Origin of the sequence: Dactylosporangium sp. CS-047395, from assembly GCF_050942185.1 — a bacterium.
In the GTDB taxonomy this organism is placed as follows: Bacteria; Actinomycetota; Actinomycetes; order Mycobacteriales; family Micromonosporaceae; genus Dactylosporangium.
The window spans coordinates 5533013-5550665 of record NZ_CP192015.1 but is presented as its reverse complement, the minus strand read 5'-3'; the positions used below and the strand labels follow the sequence as shown (position 1 = coordinate 5550665).

The window sequence follows — 17653 nt, the reverse complement described above, 5'->3', positions numbered from 1 at the left end:
CGCTCGATCAGTACTTGCGATCCGGCAGCGCGGCCTTGGCCTGCTCCTGCGTGAACGTGGTCTCCACGGTGAGGATGCGCGGCTCGACCGTCTCGCCCTTGACGACCTTCTTGGCGAGGTCCATGAGCTGAGGGCCGAGCAGCGGGCTGCACTCGACGATGTAGTTGATCTTGCCGACCGACAGCGCGGTCATGCCGTCCTTGACCGCGTCGACCGTGATGATCTTGATGTCGACGCCGGGCTTCTTGCCGGCCGCCTCGATCGCCTCGATCGCGCCCAGGCCCATGTCGTCGTTGTGCGCGTAGAGCACGTCGATCTTCGGGTTGGCCTTCAGGAAGGCCTCCATGACCTCCTTGCCCTTGGCCCGGGTGAAGTCACCGGTCTGCGACGCGATGATCTTCAGGTTCGGGCTGGCCTTGATCGCGTCGGCGAAGCCCGACTTGCGGTCGTTGGCCGGGGCGGAGCCGGTGGTGCCCTGCAGCTCGACGATGTTCACCGGGTCGGTCTTGCCCGCGTACTCCTTGACCAGCCAGTCGCCGGCCTTCTTGCCCTCGACCACGAAGTCGGAGCCGAGGAACGTCTTGTACAGCGAGGTGTCCTTGGAGTCCACCGCGCGGTCGGTCAGGATGACCGGGATCTTCGCGTCCTTGGCCTCCTTGAGGACCGTGTCCCAGCCCGACTCCACCACCGGCGAGAAGGCGATGACGTCGACCTTCTGCGCGATGTAGTTGCGGATGGCCTTGATCTGGTTCTCCTGCTTCTGCTGCGCGTCGGAGAACTTCAGGTCGATGCCGGCGGCCGCGGCGGCGTCCTGGATCGACTTCGTGTTCGCGGTGCGCCAGCCACTCTCGGCGCCGACCTGCGCGAAGCCCATGGTGATCTTGCCGTCGTCCTTGGCGGCTCCGGGAGCGGAGTCGCCCTCCTTCTCCCCACCGCACGCGCCGAGCGCGCCGAGCAGGAGCACGCCGCCGAGTACGGCAGCGGACCATCTCTTCAGCACTGCGTCTGTCCCTTCGAGATAGCGTGAACGTTCACATCTACAAGCAGATGGCCACACGCCAGGGGTGTGAGGCGGTGACCTGATCCCGCGTGCGGCCCCAATGCATTGGCCGTCGCGGTTGTATTTCAGGAGTGTTAGCGTTCTCATCCCGGGCGTCAAGTAGCGGCGGCCGAGATGTTGCCGGAAGGAGACACTCCGTGGCTGCAGCTGTCATCGGGCCGGACCGCGGACGGCCGGGTCCCGTCGCGCACACGGGCACCGGTCCTGACCTGGACGCCGTCGACCCGCCGCTGCGCAAGGTCGGCATGCGCGACGTGGCCCGGCTGGCCGGCGTCTCGCACCAGACGGTGTCGCGGGTCCTCAACGACCTGCCGAACGTGAGCGCGTCCACGCGGGAGCGGGTGCTCGACGCGGTCCGGGTGCTCAACTACCGCCGCAACCTCGCCGCCCGCACCCTGGTCACGTCCCGCTCGCGGACCATCGGGCTGATCGGCTTCGAGACCACCCTGGCCGGCCCGGCCTCGATGATCTACGGCATCGAGAAGGCGGCCCGCGAGGCCGGGTACTACGTCAGCATCGCCACCGTGCGCTCGCTGGAGCGCCACGCGGTCCTCGACGCCGTCGAGCAGCTGTGCGCGCAGGCCGTCGAGGGCATCATCGCCATCGCCCCGAAGAACTCGGTCGCCGACGCGCTGACCCAGGTCCCGGCCGGGACGCCGACGATCGGGGTGGGCGGGGCCGACGACGGCTACGTGCCGATGCTGCGCGTCGACAACGTCCGCGGCGCCTGCCTGGCCACCCGCCACCTGCTCGAACTCGGCCACGAGACGGTGCACCACGTCCCCGGTCCGGCGGACTGGCCGGAGGCCCGCGACCGCATCGACGGCTGGCGGCAGACCCTGCACGCGGCCGGCGCGCCGGTGCCGCCGATCGAGCCGGGCGACTGGAGCGCGCGGTCGGGGTACCTGCGCGGCCAGCACCTGGCGGCCGACACCCGGGTCACGGCGGTGTTCGCCGGCAACGACCACATCGCGCTCGGCGTGCTGCGCGCGTTCCACGAGGCCGGGCGGCCGGTCCCGGCGCGGGTCAGCGTGGTCGGCTTCGACGACACGCCGGAGTCGGGGTTCTTCCTGCCGCCGCTGACCACGATCCACCAGGACTTCGCGGAGCTGGGCCGGCGCAGCGTGGAACTGCTCGTGGCCGGGCTGGCCGGGGAGCGGGCGCCGGACCCCGGGCCCGTGCATCTTTCACCGCACCTGGTGGTGCGAGCGTCCGCGAACGCGGCGCCCTGACCGGTCGCGGCCCGCTGACCGGTTGCGGTACCCGGAGTGGTCGCGGTGCCGGGTCTCAGGCGCTGGGCGGGGCGGTGCTGGCCCGGACGATCAGGGTCGGCTCGACGCGCGGGTCCGGGGACGGGCGGTCCGGGCCCTCGCGCAGGTCGGCCTCGATCACCCGCAGCAGCGCGGCGATGCACCGCCGGCCGACCTCGTCGAAGTCCTGCCGGATCGTGGTCAGCGGCGGTGACAGGAACTCGGCCTCGGGGATGTCGTCGAACCCCACGATGCTGATGTCGTCCGGGACCCGGATCCCGCGCTCGTGGAAGGCCCGCATCAGGCCGAGCGCCATCTGGTCGTTGCCGGCGAACACCGCCGTCACGTCGTCCCGCCCGGCCAGTTCCAGGCCCGCGTTGTACCCCGAGCGCGCACTCCAGTCGCCCGTCATGAGCGGCGGCGCGGCCAGCCCGGCCTCCTCCAGCGACGTGCGCCAGCCCTCGATGCGCCCGTGCGTCTCCAGCCAGTCCCGCGGCCCGGACAGGTGCCAGACCTTGCGGTGGCCGAGCTCCAGCAGGTGCCGCACCGCCATCCGGGCCCCGGTCACCTGGTCCACCGAGATCGCCGGGATCTCCCCGCCCACGTCCGACTCGACGGCGACGGCGGCCATCCCGAGCGGCATGTTGTGCAGCGCCGCCGCGGCCGCGGTCTGCGGCGCGATGACCACGACGCCGGCCACCGACTGGTCCGCGAGCGCGCTGAGCGCCGACACCATCCCGGTGTGGTCGACCCGCTCGAGGGTCACGATGCTGACCCCGTAGCCGGCCGCGCGGGCGGCGTGCTCGATGCCCAGCAGCGTGGACGCCGGCCCGTAGAGGATGGTGTCGAAGGAGACCACGCCGACCACCCGCGACCGCCGCCCGGCCAGGCCGCGGGCCATGGCGTTGGGCCGGTAGTTGAGCTGCCGGACCGCCTCGAGGACCCGCTCGCGGGTCGCCGGGCTGACACTGGGGTGGTCGTTGAGGACGCGCGACACCGTCTGATGCGAAACGCCGGCGAGCCGCGCGACATCATTCATCACGGCGGCCCGATTGTGGCTGGTTGCCCTCATGTCACCCCCGATGATGATGTTAGCGCTGCCACGATATGCCCGCGTGCGACGGGCGGCGTGGTGCCGGTCACGGGTTTGCCCGTTCGGTGGATGCGCCCTCGGGCCTTTGCTGGGCAACAACGAGTTGGTACCGCTCCCAGCCGCTACACCGGCCACAGCTGGACGAGGTAGCGCTCGATGCCGTCGAGGTCGGCGTCCGGTTCGTCCTGGATGGCAAGCAGCTCCGCGCGGCCGGCGACGTACGCCCGCACGCCGTACGCGCCGGGCTCCACCTCCAGCGACTCCTCGTCCTCGCCCCCGTCGACCAGCGGGTTGACCTCCACCAGGCCGGAGTCGAACCGGGCCGCGCCCTCCTGACGGTCGGCCCAGGTGTCCTCGGGCGGCGGCGGGCCGTCCCAGACCTCCAGGCGCAGGCCGCCGACGTGGGACCAGGCGGCCGGGCTGTACACGGTCACCGCGTTGGCGCCGGTGCCCAGCCAGCGCGCCGGGCCGAGGCCGTCGGCCGCCGGGTGCTGCGGGCCGCCGTCGTCGAGCAGGTCGAAGGTGCCGTGGTCGACGAGGACCGTGGTGTCGAGGGCGCCGACGAGCTCAGGCATGCGCCGTGCCGCCGTCGGCGGCCAGGGTCGCGGCGAGCTCGTGCAGGACGGCGTGCCAGGTCTCCTCGGGCTGGCGGGGCAGGATGTCGTCCCACAGCACGAGACACGAGCCACGCAGCTGCATCAGGCCCTCCGGGCGGGCCACGAACCACCAGTGCATGTGGCCGGCGCCGTCGCCGACCTTGGAGATGTGCACGCGGGCGATGCCGCCGAGCGCGTGGATGGCCCGCTCGACGCGCTGCTGCAGCGGGACGAGCTCGGCCGCCAGGCCGGCCGGGAGGTCGGCGAAGTCGTGGTGGGCACGCGGCCAGAGCAGCACGACGACCGGGACGGCGGTCGGGCCGCCGGCGTGGCGCAGGACCCAGTGCTCGTCCGACCAGATCGCGCCGTGCATGGGGTCGGCGCAGGTGCGGCAGGTGTCCGGGCCGTGCTCGCCGTCCCGGGGAGGCTCGGGCAGTACCGGAGGCTCGAGGGTTTTGATCCGCAGGTCGCCTTCGAAGGGGAAGATCTCCCAGCCGGGGATGCCGCTGCCGTCGAACGGGACGGGCTCGGCGCCGATGGGAAGGTGGGCGAGGAAGCGATCCATCCGGGCATCATGCCACCGTGCGGAACCCGGCGTTGCCCATCGACGAGTCGGGGGTGTTCGAGGAGCGGGCGCTGTTGCGGTACCGGTTGCAGTAGGAGTCGTGGCACAGGTAGGACCCGCCGCGCAGCACCCGGCCCGGTCCACCGGCGGGGCCGGTCGGATTGTCCACTGGGGACCGCGCGTACCAGCCCGGGTCGAACCAGTCGGCGCACCACTCCCACACGTTGCCGACCGGCTGCCACAGGCCGTAGCCGTTCGGGGCGTAGGTGCGCACCGGGGCGGTGGCCGCGTACCCGTCGTCGCCGGTGTTCTCGGTCGGGAACGTGCCCTGCCAGATGTTGCAGCGGCCCGCGTCGAGCTCGTCGCCCCACGGGTAGCGCCGGCCGGGCAGTCCCCCGCGGGCGGCGCACTCCCACTCGGCCTCGGTGGGCAGGCGGCGCCCGGTCCACGCGCAGTAGGCGCGGGCGTCGTTCCAGGAGACGTGCACGACCGGGTGGTCCTCGGCGCCGTCCACGGTGGACCCCGGGCCGAACGGGTGGGCCCAGTCGGCGCCGCGCACGCCGAGCCACCACGGGGTCTGCGGCGGGCGGCCGAGCACGTCGGCGTCGTCGGCGGCGAGGAAGAGGTGGAAGACGGCGGAGTACCCGAACGTCTCGGCCTCGGTGCGGTAGCCGGTCGCCGCCACGAACCGCGCGAAGTCGGCCACGGTCACCGCGGTGGCGTCGATGCTGAACGCGTCGAGCCGGACCGCGTGCACCGGCGTCTCGCCGTCGGGTCGCGCGCCGTCGCCGTGCGCGTCACCCATGGCGAAGGTCTGCGCCGGTACCGCGACCTGCTCGACCAGGTGGACGCCGCCCGGGTCCACGATGGAGGGCGTTGTCTCCCGGGCCGGCTCGCCGGGCTGGCAGCAGGCGGCGCTCATGTCCCGGCCGGCCGGGGCTGCGACGGGTGCGGGGTGTCGCCGAGGCGGGCCTGCTCGCGCCACATCGCCGCCGTCAGCTCCTCGCGCACGGCCTGATAGGCGGGGTCGTGGTACACGTTGTGCGTCTCGGTGGGGTCGGCGATCAGGTCGTACAGCTCCCACTCCGGCGGATAGGTGAACGATCCCGTGCCGGGCAGCCCGAGGCCGTCGTTGTAGAAGTAGATGAGCTTGTGCGTGGCGGTGCGGTAGCCGTAGTGCGCGGGCGCCTTATGGAACACGTCGTCGTGCTCCCAGTAGCGGTAGTACATGCCGGTCGCCGGCGGCTCCTCCGGACGCCCGAGCAGGTCCGGCCAGAAGCTGCGGCCCTGCATCCGCGGGTGGTGGCCGACCCCGGCCGCGTCGAGGACGGTCTGGGCCCAGTCCACATTGGTCACGATGTCGCCGAACACCCGCCCGGCGGCCAGTTTGCGCGGGTAGGACAGCACGAGCGGCATCCGCAGCGACTCCTCGTACATGAACCGCTTGTCGAACCAGCCGTGCTCCCCCAGGAAGAACCCCTGGTCGGAGCCGTACATCAGCAGGGTGTCGGCGAACCGCCCGCGCTCGCGCAGCCAGTCGACGACCCGGCCTACGTTGTCGTCGACCGAGGCGACACAGGCGAGGTAGTCCTCCATGAACCGCTGGTACTTCCACGACGCCTCGTCCGCATAGGACAGTCCGGGCGGCGGGTCGGTCTTGAGGTCCTCGCGGCTCAGGTGCTCGGCGATGCGCATCGCCGCCCGCCGCGCCGACGACGTGCGGGTGGCGTAGTCGTCGAAGAACGTACCCGGGACGGCTTTCGGGCTGGTGTCGACGGACCCGGGCGGCTCCCAGGGGCGGTGCGGGGCCTTGTGGTAGATGAGCACGCACACGGGCGCGTCGTCCACCGTGGACATCCAGTCCAGGGCCAGGTCGGTGACGATGTCCGTGGCATAGCCCGCGACGGTGCGCAGGCCGTCCTCGGAGAGCAACCGCGGATTGTGGTACTCCCCCTGCTCGATGAACACGTCCCAGTAGTCGAAGTCCTGGGGGTCGTGGCCGGGACCGTCGCCCATGTGCCACTTGCCGACCATGGCCGTGCGGTAGCCCGCCGCCCGCAGCAGCGACACGAACGTCGGCTGGCTCGCGTCGATCGGCGTGACCAGCGTCGTGACGCCGTTGACGTGGCTGTACGTGCCGGTGAGGATCGACGCCCGGCTCGGCGAGCACAGCGCGTTGGTGGCGAAGCAGTGCTCGAACCGCCAGCCGAGCCGGGCGATCTCGTCGATGCGCGGGGTGGCGTTGACGACCGAACCGTACGCGCCGATCGCGTGCGCGGCGTGGTCGTCGGTCAGGATCATGACGATGTCCGGCGGCGGTTCAGGCATTGCCGGCATACGTCGACTCGTCCAGGCCGCTCAGCGTCGGGTCGTGGTCGAGCTCGCCGACGTCGTACATCGAGGCCATCCAGTGGTGGAAGTTGTCGCCCCGGTCCCGCAAAAGCGTGTACAGCCGGCGCAGCAGCGCGCTCCTGACGTCCGCCAGCTCGGGCAGGGTGTACAGGTTCAGCAGCTCGTCGGGGTCGAACGTGAAGTCGTAGAGCTCGTTGGTCGAGTCCGGATTCACCACCAGCTTGTACCGCTCGGTGCGCAACATCCGCTGCGGGTACGGGAAGTGGTGGCCGTGGAACTCCGCCACGACGTCCGGCGGCCAGTCCGGCGACTCCCCCCGCACCAGCGGCAGCAGCGAGCGCGAGTCGACCGGCTCGTCGGCCGGGATCCCGGCCAGCTGCATGATGGTCGCGGTGCAGTCGGTCAGCGACACGAACTCGTCGCGGACCTGGCCCGCCGGGGCGCCCGGCACCCGGACGATCCCCGGCGTGCGGTAGATGTCCTCGTACATCGCCGGGCCCTTGTCGTGCAGCCGGTGCGCGCCGGTGAACTCGCCGTGGTCGCAGGTGAAGAAGACCGAGGTGTCGCCGGTCAGGCCCAGCTCCTCCAGCGCGCCCAGGACCCGGCCGAGCTGCTCGTCGATGAGCGTGACATATCCCCAGTAGACCGCGATGAGCTTGCGCGTCACCTCGATCGGCATGGTGTCGAAGGTCCAATGGGCACTGTAGTTGCGCTGCACCGGCGGCTTGCCCTGGAACGTCTCGGCGATCGAGCGCGGAAGCTCCACGGTGGACGGATCCACCAGGTCGAAGTAGGCGTCCGGCACGATGTAGGGCAGGTGGGGACCGAAGAAGTGCAGGGCGAGGAAGAAGGGGGCGCCTTCGTCGCGGTACCGGTGCAGCATCTCGATCGTTCTGGTGGCGAGGTAGTGCTCGAACGTGGCCTCGACCGGCTGGTGCAGCCGCGCCGCGAGCAGGTTCCCGGGCTGGCCGTTGGGCAGGGTGCCGCGGATGCGATCGCTGATCTCATACGGCGGCAGGCCCCGCTCGGCGAGGTAGGCCAGATAGTCGGGGTGGTCCACCGGGTTGTGCCAGCCGGGCAGGTGCACGCCGTCCAGGCCGTAGTCGGCGGGAGTCTTGGCCGTGCCCGCGTGCCACTTGCCGACGAGCCCGCAGTTGTACCCGCGGTCGCGCAACGCCTGCGGGAACGTCCACGTGCCGTCGGGGAGGTCCTCGGAGTACCCGACGTTGCGCTCCTGGTTGGCCAGCAGCTTGTGCCGGAACGGGGCCTGCCCGGTCAGCAGGCTCGCCCGCGCCGGGGTGCAGATGGCGGTCGGGGTGTACCAGCGGTCGAAGCGGGTCCCGGTGCGGGCGAGCTCGTCCAGCACCGGGGTCCGCGCGAGCGGGTTGCCGTAGGCGCCGAGCGTGTCCACCCGGTGCTGGTCGGTCATGAGGAACAGGATGTTGCGGGGACTCACTTCGCGGCCGTCCATTGGTCGCCCAGGTAGTACGACTTCGGGTCGGCCTTCTCCTTGAGCTTGCCGGCGCTGAGGAAGAACTCGCCCATCGCCTCCAGCCACTTGCCGACCGTGCCGTCCGCGGTCTGCGCGTCGAGCTCCTGCGTCGTCATCGCCTTGTTCAGGTCGGCGTCGGCCTTCACCGCGTCGACCGGCTGCTTGGTGAGCTCGGCGACGGCGGCGATGACCTCGTCGCGGTGCGCGGCCCGGTAGTCGGTCGCCTCGCGCAGCACCTGGACGACCTTCTTGACCACGTCGGGCCGGTCGCTGACCGCCTTGTTGCCGGCCACGTACGCGTTCGGGAACTGGACCTTGTCCTTGAACGTGTCGTCGTTGGCGAGCTCGACGAGGTTCGGGACGGACTTCTTGATGGTGGCGATCGCCGGGTACCAGAAGCCGGCGCCGTCGATCTGCTTGGCCGAGAACGCCGAGGCGAGGGTGGCCGCGTCCATCGGGGTGCGCTGGATGTCCTTGTTCGTCATGCCGGCCGCCTGCAGGGCGAGGGTCAGGATCATGTCGCCGGAGGTGCCCTCGGGTACGCCGACCTTCTTGCCCCGCAGCTGCTCGATCGAGGTGATGCCGGGCTGGGCGATGACCCGGTCGGCGCCGCCCAGCGTGTTGATCGCGATGATCTTCGCCTGGCCGGACGCCGGGAGCCAGAACGCGCCGGGGCCGATGTAGCCGAAGTCGAGGTCGCCGGTCTGCATCGCCTGGATCTGCACCGGGCCGGTGGTGAACACCTTGAGGGTGGCCTCGAGGCCGTGCTTCTCCCAGAGCTTGAGCTTGTTGGCGATCGCGGGGAGGCTGCTGCCGTTGTAGTCGCCGATGTAGCCGAACGTGACTTTGGCTGTGCTGCCGCTTGTCTCGTTCTTGTCATCCCCGCAGCCGGCGAGCGTGGCGACGGCTGTTCCGGCGAGGAGGCCTATGAAGGCGCGGCGGGACGTCATGAGGGGGTTCCTTTCTGGTGGTGGACCGCGCTCCACACGCGGTTGCGCAGGGCGGCGAACTCCGGGCCGAGCCGGACGTCCTCGGTGCGCGGATAAGGCAGGCCGACGTCGACGATCTCGACGATCCGGCCCGGGTCGGCCGCCATCACGACGACCCGGTTGGCGAGGAAGACGGCCTCGTCGACGTCGTGGGTGACGAACATGACGGTGCGCTGGTCGCGGCTCCAGGTCTGCAGGAGCTGCTCCTGCAGGCGGACGCGGGTGAGCGAGTCGAGGGCGCCGAACGGCTCGTCCATGAGCAGGATCTGCGGGTCCACGGCGTACGCGCGGGCGATGGCGCAGCGCTGCTTCATGCCACCGGACAGAGTCTTGGGCAGGGCGTCGGCGAACTGGCTCAGGCCTACGAGCTCGATGAAGTGCTCGGCCTTCGCGCGGCGTTCCTGCTTCGGTACCCCGGCCGTGCGCAGGCCGAACTCGACGTTCTTGCGCACGGTCAGCCACGGGAACAGGGCGAACTGCTGGAAGATCACGCCGCGGTCCGGTCCTGGGCCTTGCACCGCTTTTACGCCGACCCTGACGTCGCCGCTCGTGGGTTGCTCCAGACCCGCCACGATATTGAGCAGGGTGCTCTTGCCGCAGCCGGACGGGCCGACGATGGCGACGAACTCGCTGGCGTTGACGGTGAGGCTGACTTCCTGGAGCGCGGTGAAGGCCCTATCCTTCAAGGGGAAGACCTTGGCTACGTTGGTGATCGCGATGTCGCTGCTCATCGGCGCTTCTGGTTTTCTGTGCTGACGCTGGTCATCGGCGCTCCTGGTTTCTTGCTGACGCTGGTCATCGGCGCTCCTGCCAGGATGTTGCGCGGCGCTCGACCAGCAGGAGCACGCGGTCCATCAGGAGGCCGAGCACGCCGATGCAGATCAGGGCGGCGAAGATGGTCGGCCGGTCGACGTAGATCTGGGCGTTCTGCATCCGGTAGCCGAGGCCCTCCTGCGCGGCGACCAGCTCGGCGGCGACGAGCGTGCCCCAGGCCGAGCCGAGGCCGACCCGCATGCCCACGAGGATGTACGGCATCGACGCCGGCACCACCACCCGCGCGAAGATCGTCCGGGTCGGCGCGCCGAGCACCCGGGCCGCGTTGATGAGCGTCTTGTCCACGTCGACGACACCCTGGAACGTGGCGATGACGCAGGACAGGAACGCGGCCACGTAGATGACGAAGATCTTCGGTTCCTCGCCGATGCCGAGCAGCACCACGACGAGCGGGATCAGCGCCAGGGGCGGGACGGTGCGGAAGAACTGCACCCACGGCTCGAACACCGCCCGCGCGGTCGCGTACCAGCCCATGAGGAAGCCGACCGGGATCGCCACGGCACAGCCGAGCGCGAAGCCGATGAGCACGCGCTGGAGGCTGGCGAGGATGTCGGCCTCGAGGGTGCCGTCGGCGAACAGCTCCCCCATGCGCTTGGCCACCTCGGCGGGGGTGGGGACGTTCTCGGCGGTCGCGGACCACAACCACCACACGCCTAGGCCGGCCAGTGCGGACGCTATGTTCAGCGCGAGCAGGCGGCCACGCCTTCGGGCGCGTGGCAGCGCTTGTACTGCGCTCATCTGACTCCTTGCGGGGGGTGTCATGTTCCGCGCCGTCTGTCCGCGCGGACGTCTACCTGGTCGGGGTGGTGTCGCCTTCTGCGCCGCGTCGCGTTGCCGCGGCTTTCCTCCGCGTTTCCGCGGCCTTCCTGCTCGTTTCCGCGCCTAGGCTGCGGGTTTCCTTGGCTTTCCGCGCTTTCCTTGGCTTTCCGCGCTTTCCTTGGCTTTCCGCGGTTTCCTTGCTTTCCGCGGTTTCCTTGCTTTCCGGGTTTCCGCGGTTTTCCGTCTTGTTGCCGCGGTCGTTGCCGTCGTTGCCTGGGTTTTGCCGCAACTTTCCGTCTCGTTGCCGCGGCTTTCCGGGTTGTTGCCGAGGCTTTCCGGGTTGTTGCCGCGGTCCTTCAGCGGGCGGGTTCGGGGTAGCCGTCCAGGAGCGGCGATTGCCGGAACAGCGCGGCGATCGCCCCCAGCGCACCGTCGTCGTCCCCCAGGCGGGCGGCCCGGATCGCGGGCCGGGCGCCCCCGACTGGACACAGCTCACCGGCGAGGATCTCCTCGACCCGCCGGACGAACGCGGGCGCACCGCGGGCCAGCCGGCCGCCGATCACGATCTGGGCGGGGTCGAGCACCACGGCGGCGCTGGCCACCACCCGTCCGACGGCCGCCGCGACCTCGTCCAGGACCCGCACGGCGACCGGCTCGCCGCGGCTGAGCGCCGACTCGAACTCGTCGATGGTGGCGGTGGGCAGGCCGCCTTTGGTGCAGCTGCGGAGTACGGCCGGGATGGAAGCCACCGTTTCCAGGCAGCCGCGTTTGCCGCACCGGCACGGCTCGCCGCCGGGCTGGGCGGTGACGTGCCCGAACTCGCCGGCCAGCCCGCTCGCCCCGGCGACGAGCCGCCCGCCGACGACGAGCCCGCCCCCGATGCCGTCGGCGAGCCGGATGTACAGCACGTCGTGCACGTCCGGCCCGTCGGTCATCGCCTCGGCCAGCCCGGCGAAGCGCGTGTTGTTGTCCACGACCACCGGCGCGGCGAACCGCTCCCCGAACGGCTGCGCGAGCTCCGGCGCGGCCGCACGGGGCCCGGCCACCCCGACGCCGACGCCCTGCAGGGCCCGGAAACTCACGCCGGTACGCGCGCCGACCCGGTCGATCAGCGTGAACGCGGCCGCCACCCGCTCCTCCCAGCCGGTCTCGGCCGGATAGGCGGCGTGCCCGGACGCGATGATGTCGTGTGCGGCGTCGGCGACCGCGATGCGGACCCGGGTGTGGCCGAGATCGACGCCGAGGAACTGCCCGGAGCTCGGATCGAGGGTCAGCAGCTCCGCCGGCCGCCCGCTGCCGGCCCGCTTGGCGGCGTCGGTATCGACGACCACCACCGCGCCGCGGGAGAGCAGGTCGCCGGTGATCTCCGACAGCGTGGTACGCGAGAGGCCGACCTTGATCGCGATCTGGCCGCGGCTCAGGGCGCCGTGCTCACGCAGGACGCGCAGGACGCGCGCCTCGTGCGTGCGCCTGACCAGCGCGTGGACTCCCTGAACGGACACGTTGACACGGTAGGCATCGGCGAATTTTTCCGTCAACACTCCGACAGAATCATTCTCTGCTAATGAGATAGGTATTACATGATTTAGGCCGCCGAACGCAACCGTGCCGCGACCCTCATCGGGCCGCGGCACGCGGTGCTTGCTCTTGGACGTGCTGCGCTCGGACTCGATCGCGCGCGGGACGGCGGCCGGGTCGAAGCGGCGTTACAAAGGGTTGCTACTTGGTCGAGGGCGAGGTCGCCGGGGTGGCGGCGTCGTTCGCGACCAGCTCCGGGTGGGCCGCGACGTACGGTCCGACCGTGTCCGTGCTGTACGCCTTGAGCAGGTCGACCGCCGTCTGGTCCAGCACCTCGAACGACTGCCCGTTGATGATCTCGGTCTTGAACTGCCCGTTGTTCGTGCGCAGGGTCATCATGCCGTCGGGGTTGACGCCCTTGAGCGTGAAGATCCAGTCGGCGAGCGACACGTCGTTGTTGTAGAACGACACCGCCTTGCCCACCGAGTTGAGCATCTCGTTGACCTTGATCGGGTTGGCCAGCACGCCCGCGCTCATCGCCTTCTTGGCCATGGCCTTGATGAACTGCTGCTGGTGGCGCTGCCGGCCGTAGTCGCCGTCGTTGTTGGCGAGCTTGTCGCGCTGCCGCACGTAGTCGAGGGCCTCCCACGCGGCGAAGTCACGGCACCCGACCTCGTAGACCATCGGGCGCATGTTCGGCTTGAGGCTGGTCGGAATGCCGTCCGCGTTGAAGTTGTACGGCACGCCCTCCGCCCCCGTCTTCGTGTTCCACCCCGTGTGGATCGACGTGGTCTTCTCGTCGACGCACATGTACACGCCGTCCAGGGCCTTCACCAGCCCCGAGAATCCGTCGAAGTTCACGATCGCGGCACCGTTGAACTTCAGCCCGCCGCCGGCCAGCCCGCTGACCGTCTCGGCCAGCAGCGCCAGCCCGCCGTCCCGCCCGCCACCGTTCTGGTACCCGAACTGGAACGCCGCATTGATCTTGTCAGTCCCGCCGTTGTACTTCGTCTTCTTGCTCGGCGGAATCGCGGCCTTCGTGTCCCGCGGGATCGACATGAGGTACACAGCGTCGTGCGACGCCGGCACGTGCGCGACAATGATCGAGTCGGCCCGCGCCCCCATCTCCTCCTTCTGAACACGCTCGTCAATACCGACGAGGAGCAGGTTGATCGGCCCGTCGATGGTCGCGCCCGAGGCCGCCGCATCGCCGAGGCCGCCCTCGTGGGTGATCTGGTCGCTGTAGTGATTCAGCAACAGATTGCCACCGACGAGCGAACCCCCGCTGAGCAGCAGCAGGAATGCCCCTCCGATCAGGGACAAACGCGCCCACAACGGGTCTTTCTTCCCACGCTTCTTCGCCATACCACTCCCCGGCACCAACAGACCCTCGGCGGGCCACAATATCCCCCCGAAGTGTGCGTCCGTGTTTCGTACCTGAAGACGGATGCAGGACAGCGGATGGTTGCAGTTTCAGGCTCTTCTCAGAATTTCTGGCAGATCCGCCCCGTCCTCGCCGCTTGCGACCGCCCTGTCACCCACTGTCCGATTTCCGCGACGTCGTGGCCGGCACGGCTCCGTCGTGGCCAGTGGGATGTCTCCGGGTCGGGGTTCCGCTCAGCGGTCAGGGTTCGCCGTCGAGGAGGGCGAGGCCGAGGTCGGTGCACAGGTAGTACACGGCGCGTCCTTGGCGGTTGCGGCCGACCAACCGGGCGTCATGGAGCAGGCCGAGCTGCTGGCTGACCGCGCCGAGGGACAGGCCGGTGCGGTGGGCGAGGTCGGAGGTCGTTCCGGGGGCGCGCAGTAGTTCGAGCAGCTGGGCCCGCGCCGGTCCGAGCACGGCGCCGAGCGGGTTGTGGCCGGTGGTCGCCGTCCGGCGGCCCTCCCACAGGGTGCCGACTGCTCGCGCCGGGTACACGGCTCCGGGCGCGGAGTCGTTGGAGCACGAGATCAGCGGCGCCTTGTCCGCGAACACCGACGGCATCAGCGGAAAGCCACGACCACTCACGGACAGTGACTGTGTCCATCGATCGGCGATCACGAGGCGGTCCCGGTCCCACCGTGCCGCCGGGTGCAGGGTGTCGAACAGCAGCCGGGCCCCGCCGCCGGCGAGTTGCCGTGCCCGGTACGCGATGTCCGCCTCCAGCAGTGCCCGCATCCGCGGCCAGTGCCGCGCGATGGCCGCGTCGTGCCAGGCCTGCACCGCCTCGACGAGCTGCGGCAGCATGACGTCGGGCTCGTCGGCCAGCCGTTGCGCCAGCGGGTCGAGGGGTCGTGACGCAGCGGTGATGAGCACGTCCCGCCGCACCTCCTCCCCCGGCGTTGCCCGCACGGTCGCGAGCTCCTCACCGATGGCCACGAGCGGCGACCCGGGCGGCGGCGTCAGAAAGTCGGGTATCCAGGACTTCGGCCGCGCGAACGCCGTGAGCAACCGCACATGCCCAGCCAACTCCCTCCGCCGCGCCACGGTCTGCGCCCCCTTGATCCACGGCAGGTGCAGCGCATGACGGCCCGGCTGGGCGAGCGCCCACAGGCTGGCGACGGTCTCCCACAGCGGCGAGACACAGAACCGGATCTCCGCCACGTCGGCGACCTCGAACCGCACCTCCGACATCGCACCCCCTCCGTCCGCTGCGCACTGCCCTGCCACCGGCCAAACTCAACTACGCACGACCACGCACGACCACGCACGACCTGCTGGACATTGCGCGGCCGATGTCACCGCGAGGCCTCCTTTGGCACCGCGTGGCCGATCGCCGTGTCCGGTTTGCCGACGTCCTGCACGACCGACGAGACGGCAAGGGCCGCCTGCCGCCACGTGGCGCGGCGCCATTGCCGGCACTGCCGTTGTCTCGCGAGTCCGCCGGTATTGCGGTGGCGTCTGTCCACATGCGACGTTTTGGCGCAGTCTAAAACTTTCGCGGCGGCGGCGCATCACGCGGTGGACTGTCCGGCATGAATTTCTTGCCACCTCGGGGAGTGGCCCGATCACTGTGCGTGCAGTCGCTGGTTTGGGCCGCGGGTACCGGTGTGTTCGCTACGGGCAGTGCCGTCTTCTTCCTCAGCGTCACCGGGCTCACGCCGGTTCAGGTCGGCATTGGGCTGTCCGTGGCCGGAGCCCTGGCCCTTGTGCTGGCGGTGCCGTTGGGGCGGATCGCGGATCGGATCGGGGGACGGCGCGCGTGGGTGGTGGGGGTGCTGGCCGAGGCGGGCGTTCTGGCGCTGTATCCGGTGATTCACGGGTTTGCGGCCTTCCTCGCGCTGGTGCCGCTGGCCGCGGTTGCGGAGGCGGTGGCCGGCTCCGGTCGTGCCGTCTACCAGGCGGAGGTGTTGCCGCGTGAGGACCGGATCCGGAGCCTGGCGTTCGTGCGCTCGGCGACGAACATCGGCTTCTTCGCGGGTGGCGGGGTGGCGGCGGTCCCGCTGGCGGTGGGGACGCACTGGGCGTACCGATGCATGGTTTTGGGTTGTGTCTTCGGGTTGCTCGTCAACGCGTTGATGATCGCGCGGATGCCGGAGCCGCCGGAGTCGGTGCGGGTTTCGCGGGCGGAGGCTCCGGCGCGACGGGGTGCGGTGTGGCGGGACCGGCCGTTTCTGGCGCTGGTTGCGCTCTGTAGTCTCCTCAGTGGGTATTCGTCACTGACGACCGATGTGATTCCGCTGTGGCTGGCCGCTAGGACGGATGCACCGAACGTAGTGCTGGCGGTACTCTTCGCGGTCAACACCGCGATGTGCGTGGCCCTGCAGGTGCCGGCGAGCCGGGGCGCCGACACTCCGGCTGGGATCGCCCGGCTGCTCCGGCGCAGTGGGCTGGTGGTCGCGGTGGCGTGCCTGCCGTTGGCGGTGTCCGGCGCGACCACCGGCTGGGTGACGGTCGCGCTGCTGCTGGTCGGGGCCGCGCTGGTCACGATGGGTGAACTGTGGCAGTCGGCCGGGTACTGGGGTGTGACCACCGAGTTGCCTCCGCCGGCGGCGCGTGGCGAGTACGTCGGGGCGGCTCGCATGTCGTTCGGGCTGCAGGGGATGTTGGGGCCGGCGTCGCTGACGTTTCTGGCCATGCACGGCGATGGGGTGGGCTGGGCGATCGTGGCGGTGCTGTTCGTGATCGGGGCCGCCCTGACCGGGCCGGTGATGCGGCGGGTTGTGGCGACCCAGCCGGGCCGGGTGGCTCAGGGCAGCGCCGAAGTGCAGAGCGCTCCCGTGGCTTAGGTCGGACGCGGTGACCTAAGCGGGACGTGGCCGGGATCCGACGTGGCCGGGATCTGACACTGTGCCTGAGATCCGCGGTAGCTCGGCTGCGGCACGGCTCCGCCGGCGTGCCGCAGACGTTCACCGGCTGGATGCGAGGGCTGGCGGTGTCGATCTGTAGTGGCGCTGGTCACGGACGGTTGCGGCGGGGCGTCGTGGGCACGACTGCGGGGGTACAACCGTCGTGATACACAGTCTGTGCCGGATCAGTTTGAGGGGGACGAGTTGGGCGCGCTGCAGCGGTTCGAGAAGCGGCTGGAAGGCATGGTGGAGGGCACCTTCGCCAAGGTCTTCAAGGGCGTCGTGCATCCCGTCGAGATCCTCAACGCCATGCAGGGCGAGGCGAACGCCAACCAGACGCAGATGACGGGCGGGCGGATTCTGGTGCCGAACCGGTACCTGATCGCGCTGGCGCCGGCCGACCATTCGCGGCTCGCGCCGTTCGCGGCGGCGCTGGCGCAGGAGCTGGCCCAGTCGCAGGCGGAGTACGTCGGCGAGCAGGGGTGGGCCGTCTACGGCGACATCGTGGTCGAGATCACTCGCGGTGACGACCTGGATACGGGGCTGTTCCGGGTCTCGGCTCAGGTGTACACGGGCGGGCAGGTCGCTCCCGGTGAGGGCAGCGGCGTGCGGCTGGTGACCGAGGACGGGCAGAACTACCCGCTCACACAGGGTGCCGTGATCATCGGTCGCGGGGAGCAGGCCTCGTTGCGCCTCGCCGATGTGGGGGCCTCGCGGCAGCACGCGCGGGTTGACTACGACGGGCATCGGGCGGTGCTCACCGACCTCGGATCCGCGAACGGGTCGATGGTCAACGGGCGGCGGGTCGACACGGTGATTCTGGCTCCGGGCGACGAGATCGTCATCGGTACGACCCGGCTGTCGTTCCGCGTCTGA

Annotated in this window: 16 protein-coding genes; 3 read left to right on the top strand and 13 right to left on the bottom strand. The window is 70.4% G+C overall.

The window, feature by feature from the left end:
• Positions 1-7: 7 nt before the first annotated feature.
• Positions 8-1000, bottom strand: a complete 993-nt coding sequence (locus tag ACQP00_RS26190; protein WP_433223457.1) for an ABC transporter substrate-binding protein — start codon at positions 998-1000, stop codon at positions 8-10.
• Between the two features lie 305 nt (positions 1001-1305).
• On the opposite strand from ACQP00_RS26190, the gene ACQP00_RS26185 reads away from it, so the two are divergent.
• Positions 1306-2292 (top strand): LacI family DNA-binding transcriptional regulator, encoded by a 987-nt coding sequence (locus ACQP00_RS26185; RefSeq protein WP_433223989.1) that lies wholly within the window; start codon positions 1306-1308, stop codon positions 2290-2292.
• A 55-nt stretch (positions 2293-2347) separates the two neighbouring features.
• Here ACQP00_RS26185 and ACQP00_RS26180 read toward each other — a convergent pair whose 3' ends face one another.
• The 12 genes from ACQP00_RS26180 to ACQP00_RS26125 all read right to left on the bottom strand — a co-directional run bounded on the left by ACQP00_RS26180 (position 2348) and on the right by ACQP00_RS26125 (position 15122).
• Positions 2348-3349 (bottom strand): LacI family DNA-binding transcriptional regulator, encoded by a 1002-nt coding sequence (locus ACQP00_RS26180; RefSeq protein WP_433223987.1) that lies wholly within the window; start codon positions 3347-3349, stop codon positions 2348-2350.
• Between the two features lie 176 nt (positions 3350-3525).
• Positions 3526-3978, bottom strand: a complete 453-nt coding sequence (locus tag ACQP00_RS26175; RefSeq protein ID WP_433223455.1) for a hypothetical protein — start codon at positions 3976-3978, stop codon at positions 3526-3528.
• Positions 3971-4564 (bottom strand): hypothetical protein, encoded by a 594-nt coding sequence (locus tag ACQP00_RS26170; RefSeq protein ID WP_433223453.1) that lies wholly within the window; start codon positions 4562-4564, stop codon positions 3971-3973. The genes ACQP00_RS26175 and ACQP00_RS26170 overlap by 8 nt, the downstream gene beginning before the upstream one ends.
• A gap of 7 nt (positions 4565-4571) precedes the next feature.
• Entirely contained in the window at positions 4572-5486 is a 915-nt protein-coding gene (locus tag ACQP00_RS26165; RefSeq protein ID WP_433223451.1) for a formylglycine-generating enzyme family protein, read from the bottom strand.
• Positions 5483-6892 carry a sulfatase family protein gene (locus ACQP00_RS26160; RefSeq protein ID WP_433223449.1) on the bottom strand — a complete coding sequence of 470 codons (1410 nt, stop codon included), beginning with the start codon at positions 6890-6892 and terminating at the stop codon, positions 5483-5485. The genes ACQP00_RS26165 and ACQP00_RS26160 overlap by 4 nt, the downstream gene beginning before the upstream one ends.
• Positions 6885-8345 (bottom strand): sulfatase-like hydrolase/transferase, encoded by a 1461-nt coding sequence (locus tag ACQP00_RS26155; RefSeq protein WP_433223447.1) that lies wholly within the window; start codon positions 8343-8345, stop codon positions 6885-6887. Before ACQP00_RS26155 ends, ACQP00_RS26160 begins: the two co-directional genes overlap by 8 nt.
• A 23-nt stretch (positions 8346-8368) precedes the next feature.
• On the bottom strand, positions 8369-9358 hold the full coding sequence (locus ACQP00_RS26150) for an aliphatic sulfonate ABC transporter substrate-binding protein (protein ID WP_433223445.1): 990 nt from the start codon (positions 9356-9358) through the stop codon (positions 8369-8371).
• The gene (locus ACQP00_RS26145; protein WP_433223443.1) at positions 9355-10128 is read right to left on the bottom strand and encodes an ABC transporter ATP-binding protein; all 774 of its coding nucleotides are present in this window, start codon (positions 10126-10128) and stop codon (positions 9355-9357) included. The genes ACQP00_RS26150 and ACQP00_RS26145 overlap by 4 nt, the downstream gene beginning before the upstream one ends.
• A 64-nt stretch (positions 10129-10192) precedes the next feature.
• A complete protein-coding gene (locus tag ACQP00_RS26140) occupies positions 10193-10969 on the bottom strand; it encodes an ABC transporter permease (RefSeq protein ID WP_433223441.1) in 777 nt (258 codons plus the stop codon).
• 377 nt (positions 10970-11346) lie between these two features.
• Positions 11347-12492 carry an ROK family transcriptional regulator gene (locus ACQP00_RS26135; protein ID WP_433223439.1) on the bottom strand — a complete coding sequence of 382 codons (1146 nt, stop codon included), beginning with the start codon at positions 12490-12492 and terminating at the stop codon, positions 11347-11349.
• A 217-nt stretch (positions 12493-12709) separates the two neighbouring features.
• The gene (locus ACQP00_RS26130) at positions 12710-13873 is read right to left on the bottom strand and encodes an LCP family protein (RefSeq protein ID WP_433223437.1); all 1164 of its coding nucleotides are present in this window, start codon (positions 13871-13873) and stop codon (positions 12710-12712) included.
• Positions 13874-14132: 259 nt separating this feature from the next.
• Positions 14133-15122: an ArsR family transcriptional regulator gene (locus ACQP00_RS26125; RefSeq protein WP_433223435.1), complete on the bottom strand. Its 990-nt coding sequence runs from the start codon at positions 15120-15122 to the stop codon at positions 14133-14135.
• A 383-nt stretch (positions 15123-15505) separates the two neighbouring features.
• Between ACQP00_RS26125 and ACQP00_RS26120 the strand changes: the two genes are divergently transcribed.
• Both ACQP00_RS26120 and ACQP00_RS26115 read left to right on the top strand, forming a co-directional pair.
• Positions 15506-16717: an MFS transporter gene (locus ACQP00_RS26120; RefSeq protein ID WP_433223433.1), complete on the top strand. Its 1212-nt coding sequence runs from the start codon at positions 15506-15508 to the stop codon at positions 16715-16717.
• Between the two features lie 303 nt (positions 16718-17020).
• A complete protein-coding gene (locus ACQP00_RS26115; protein WP_433223985.1) occupies positions 17021-17653 on the top strand; it encodes an FhaA domain-containing protein in 633 nt (210 codons plus the stop codon).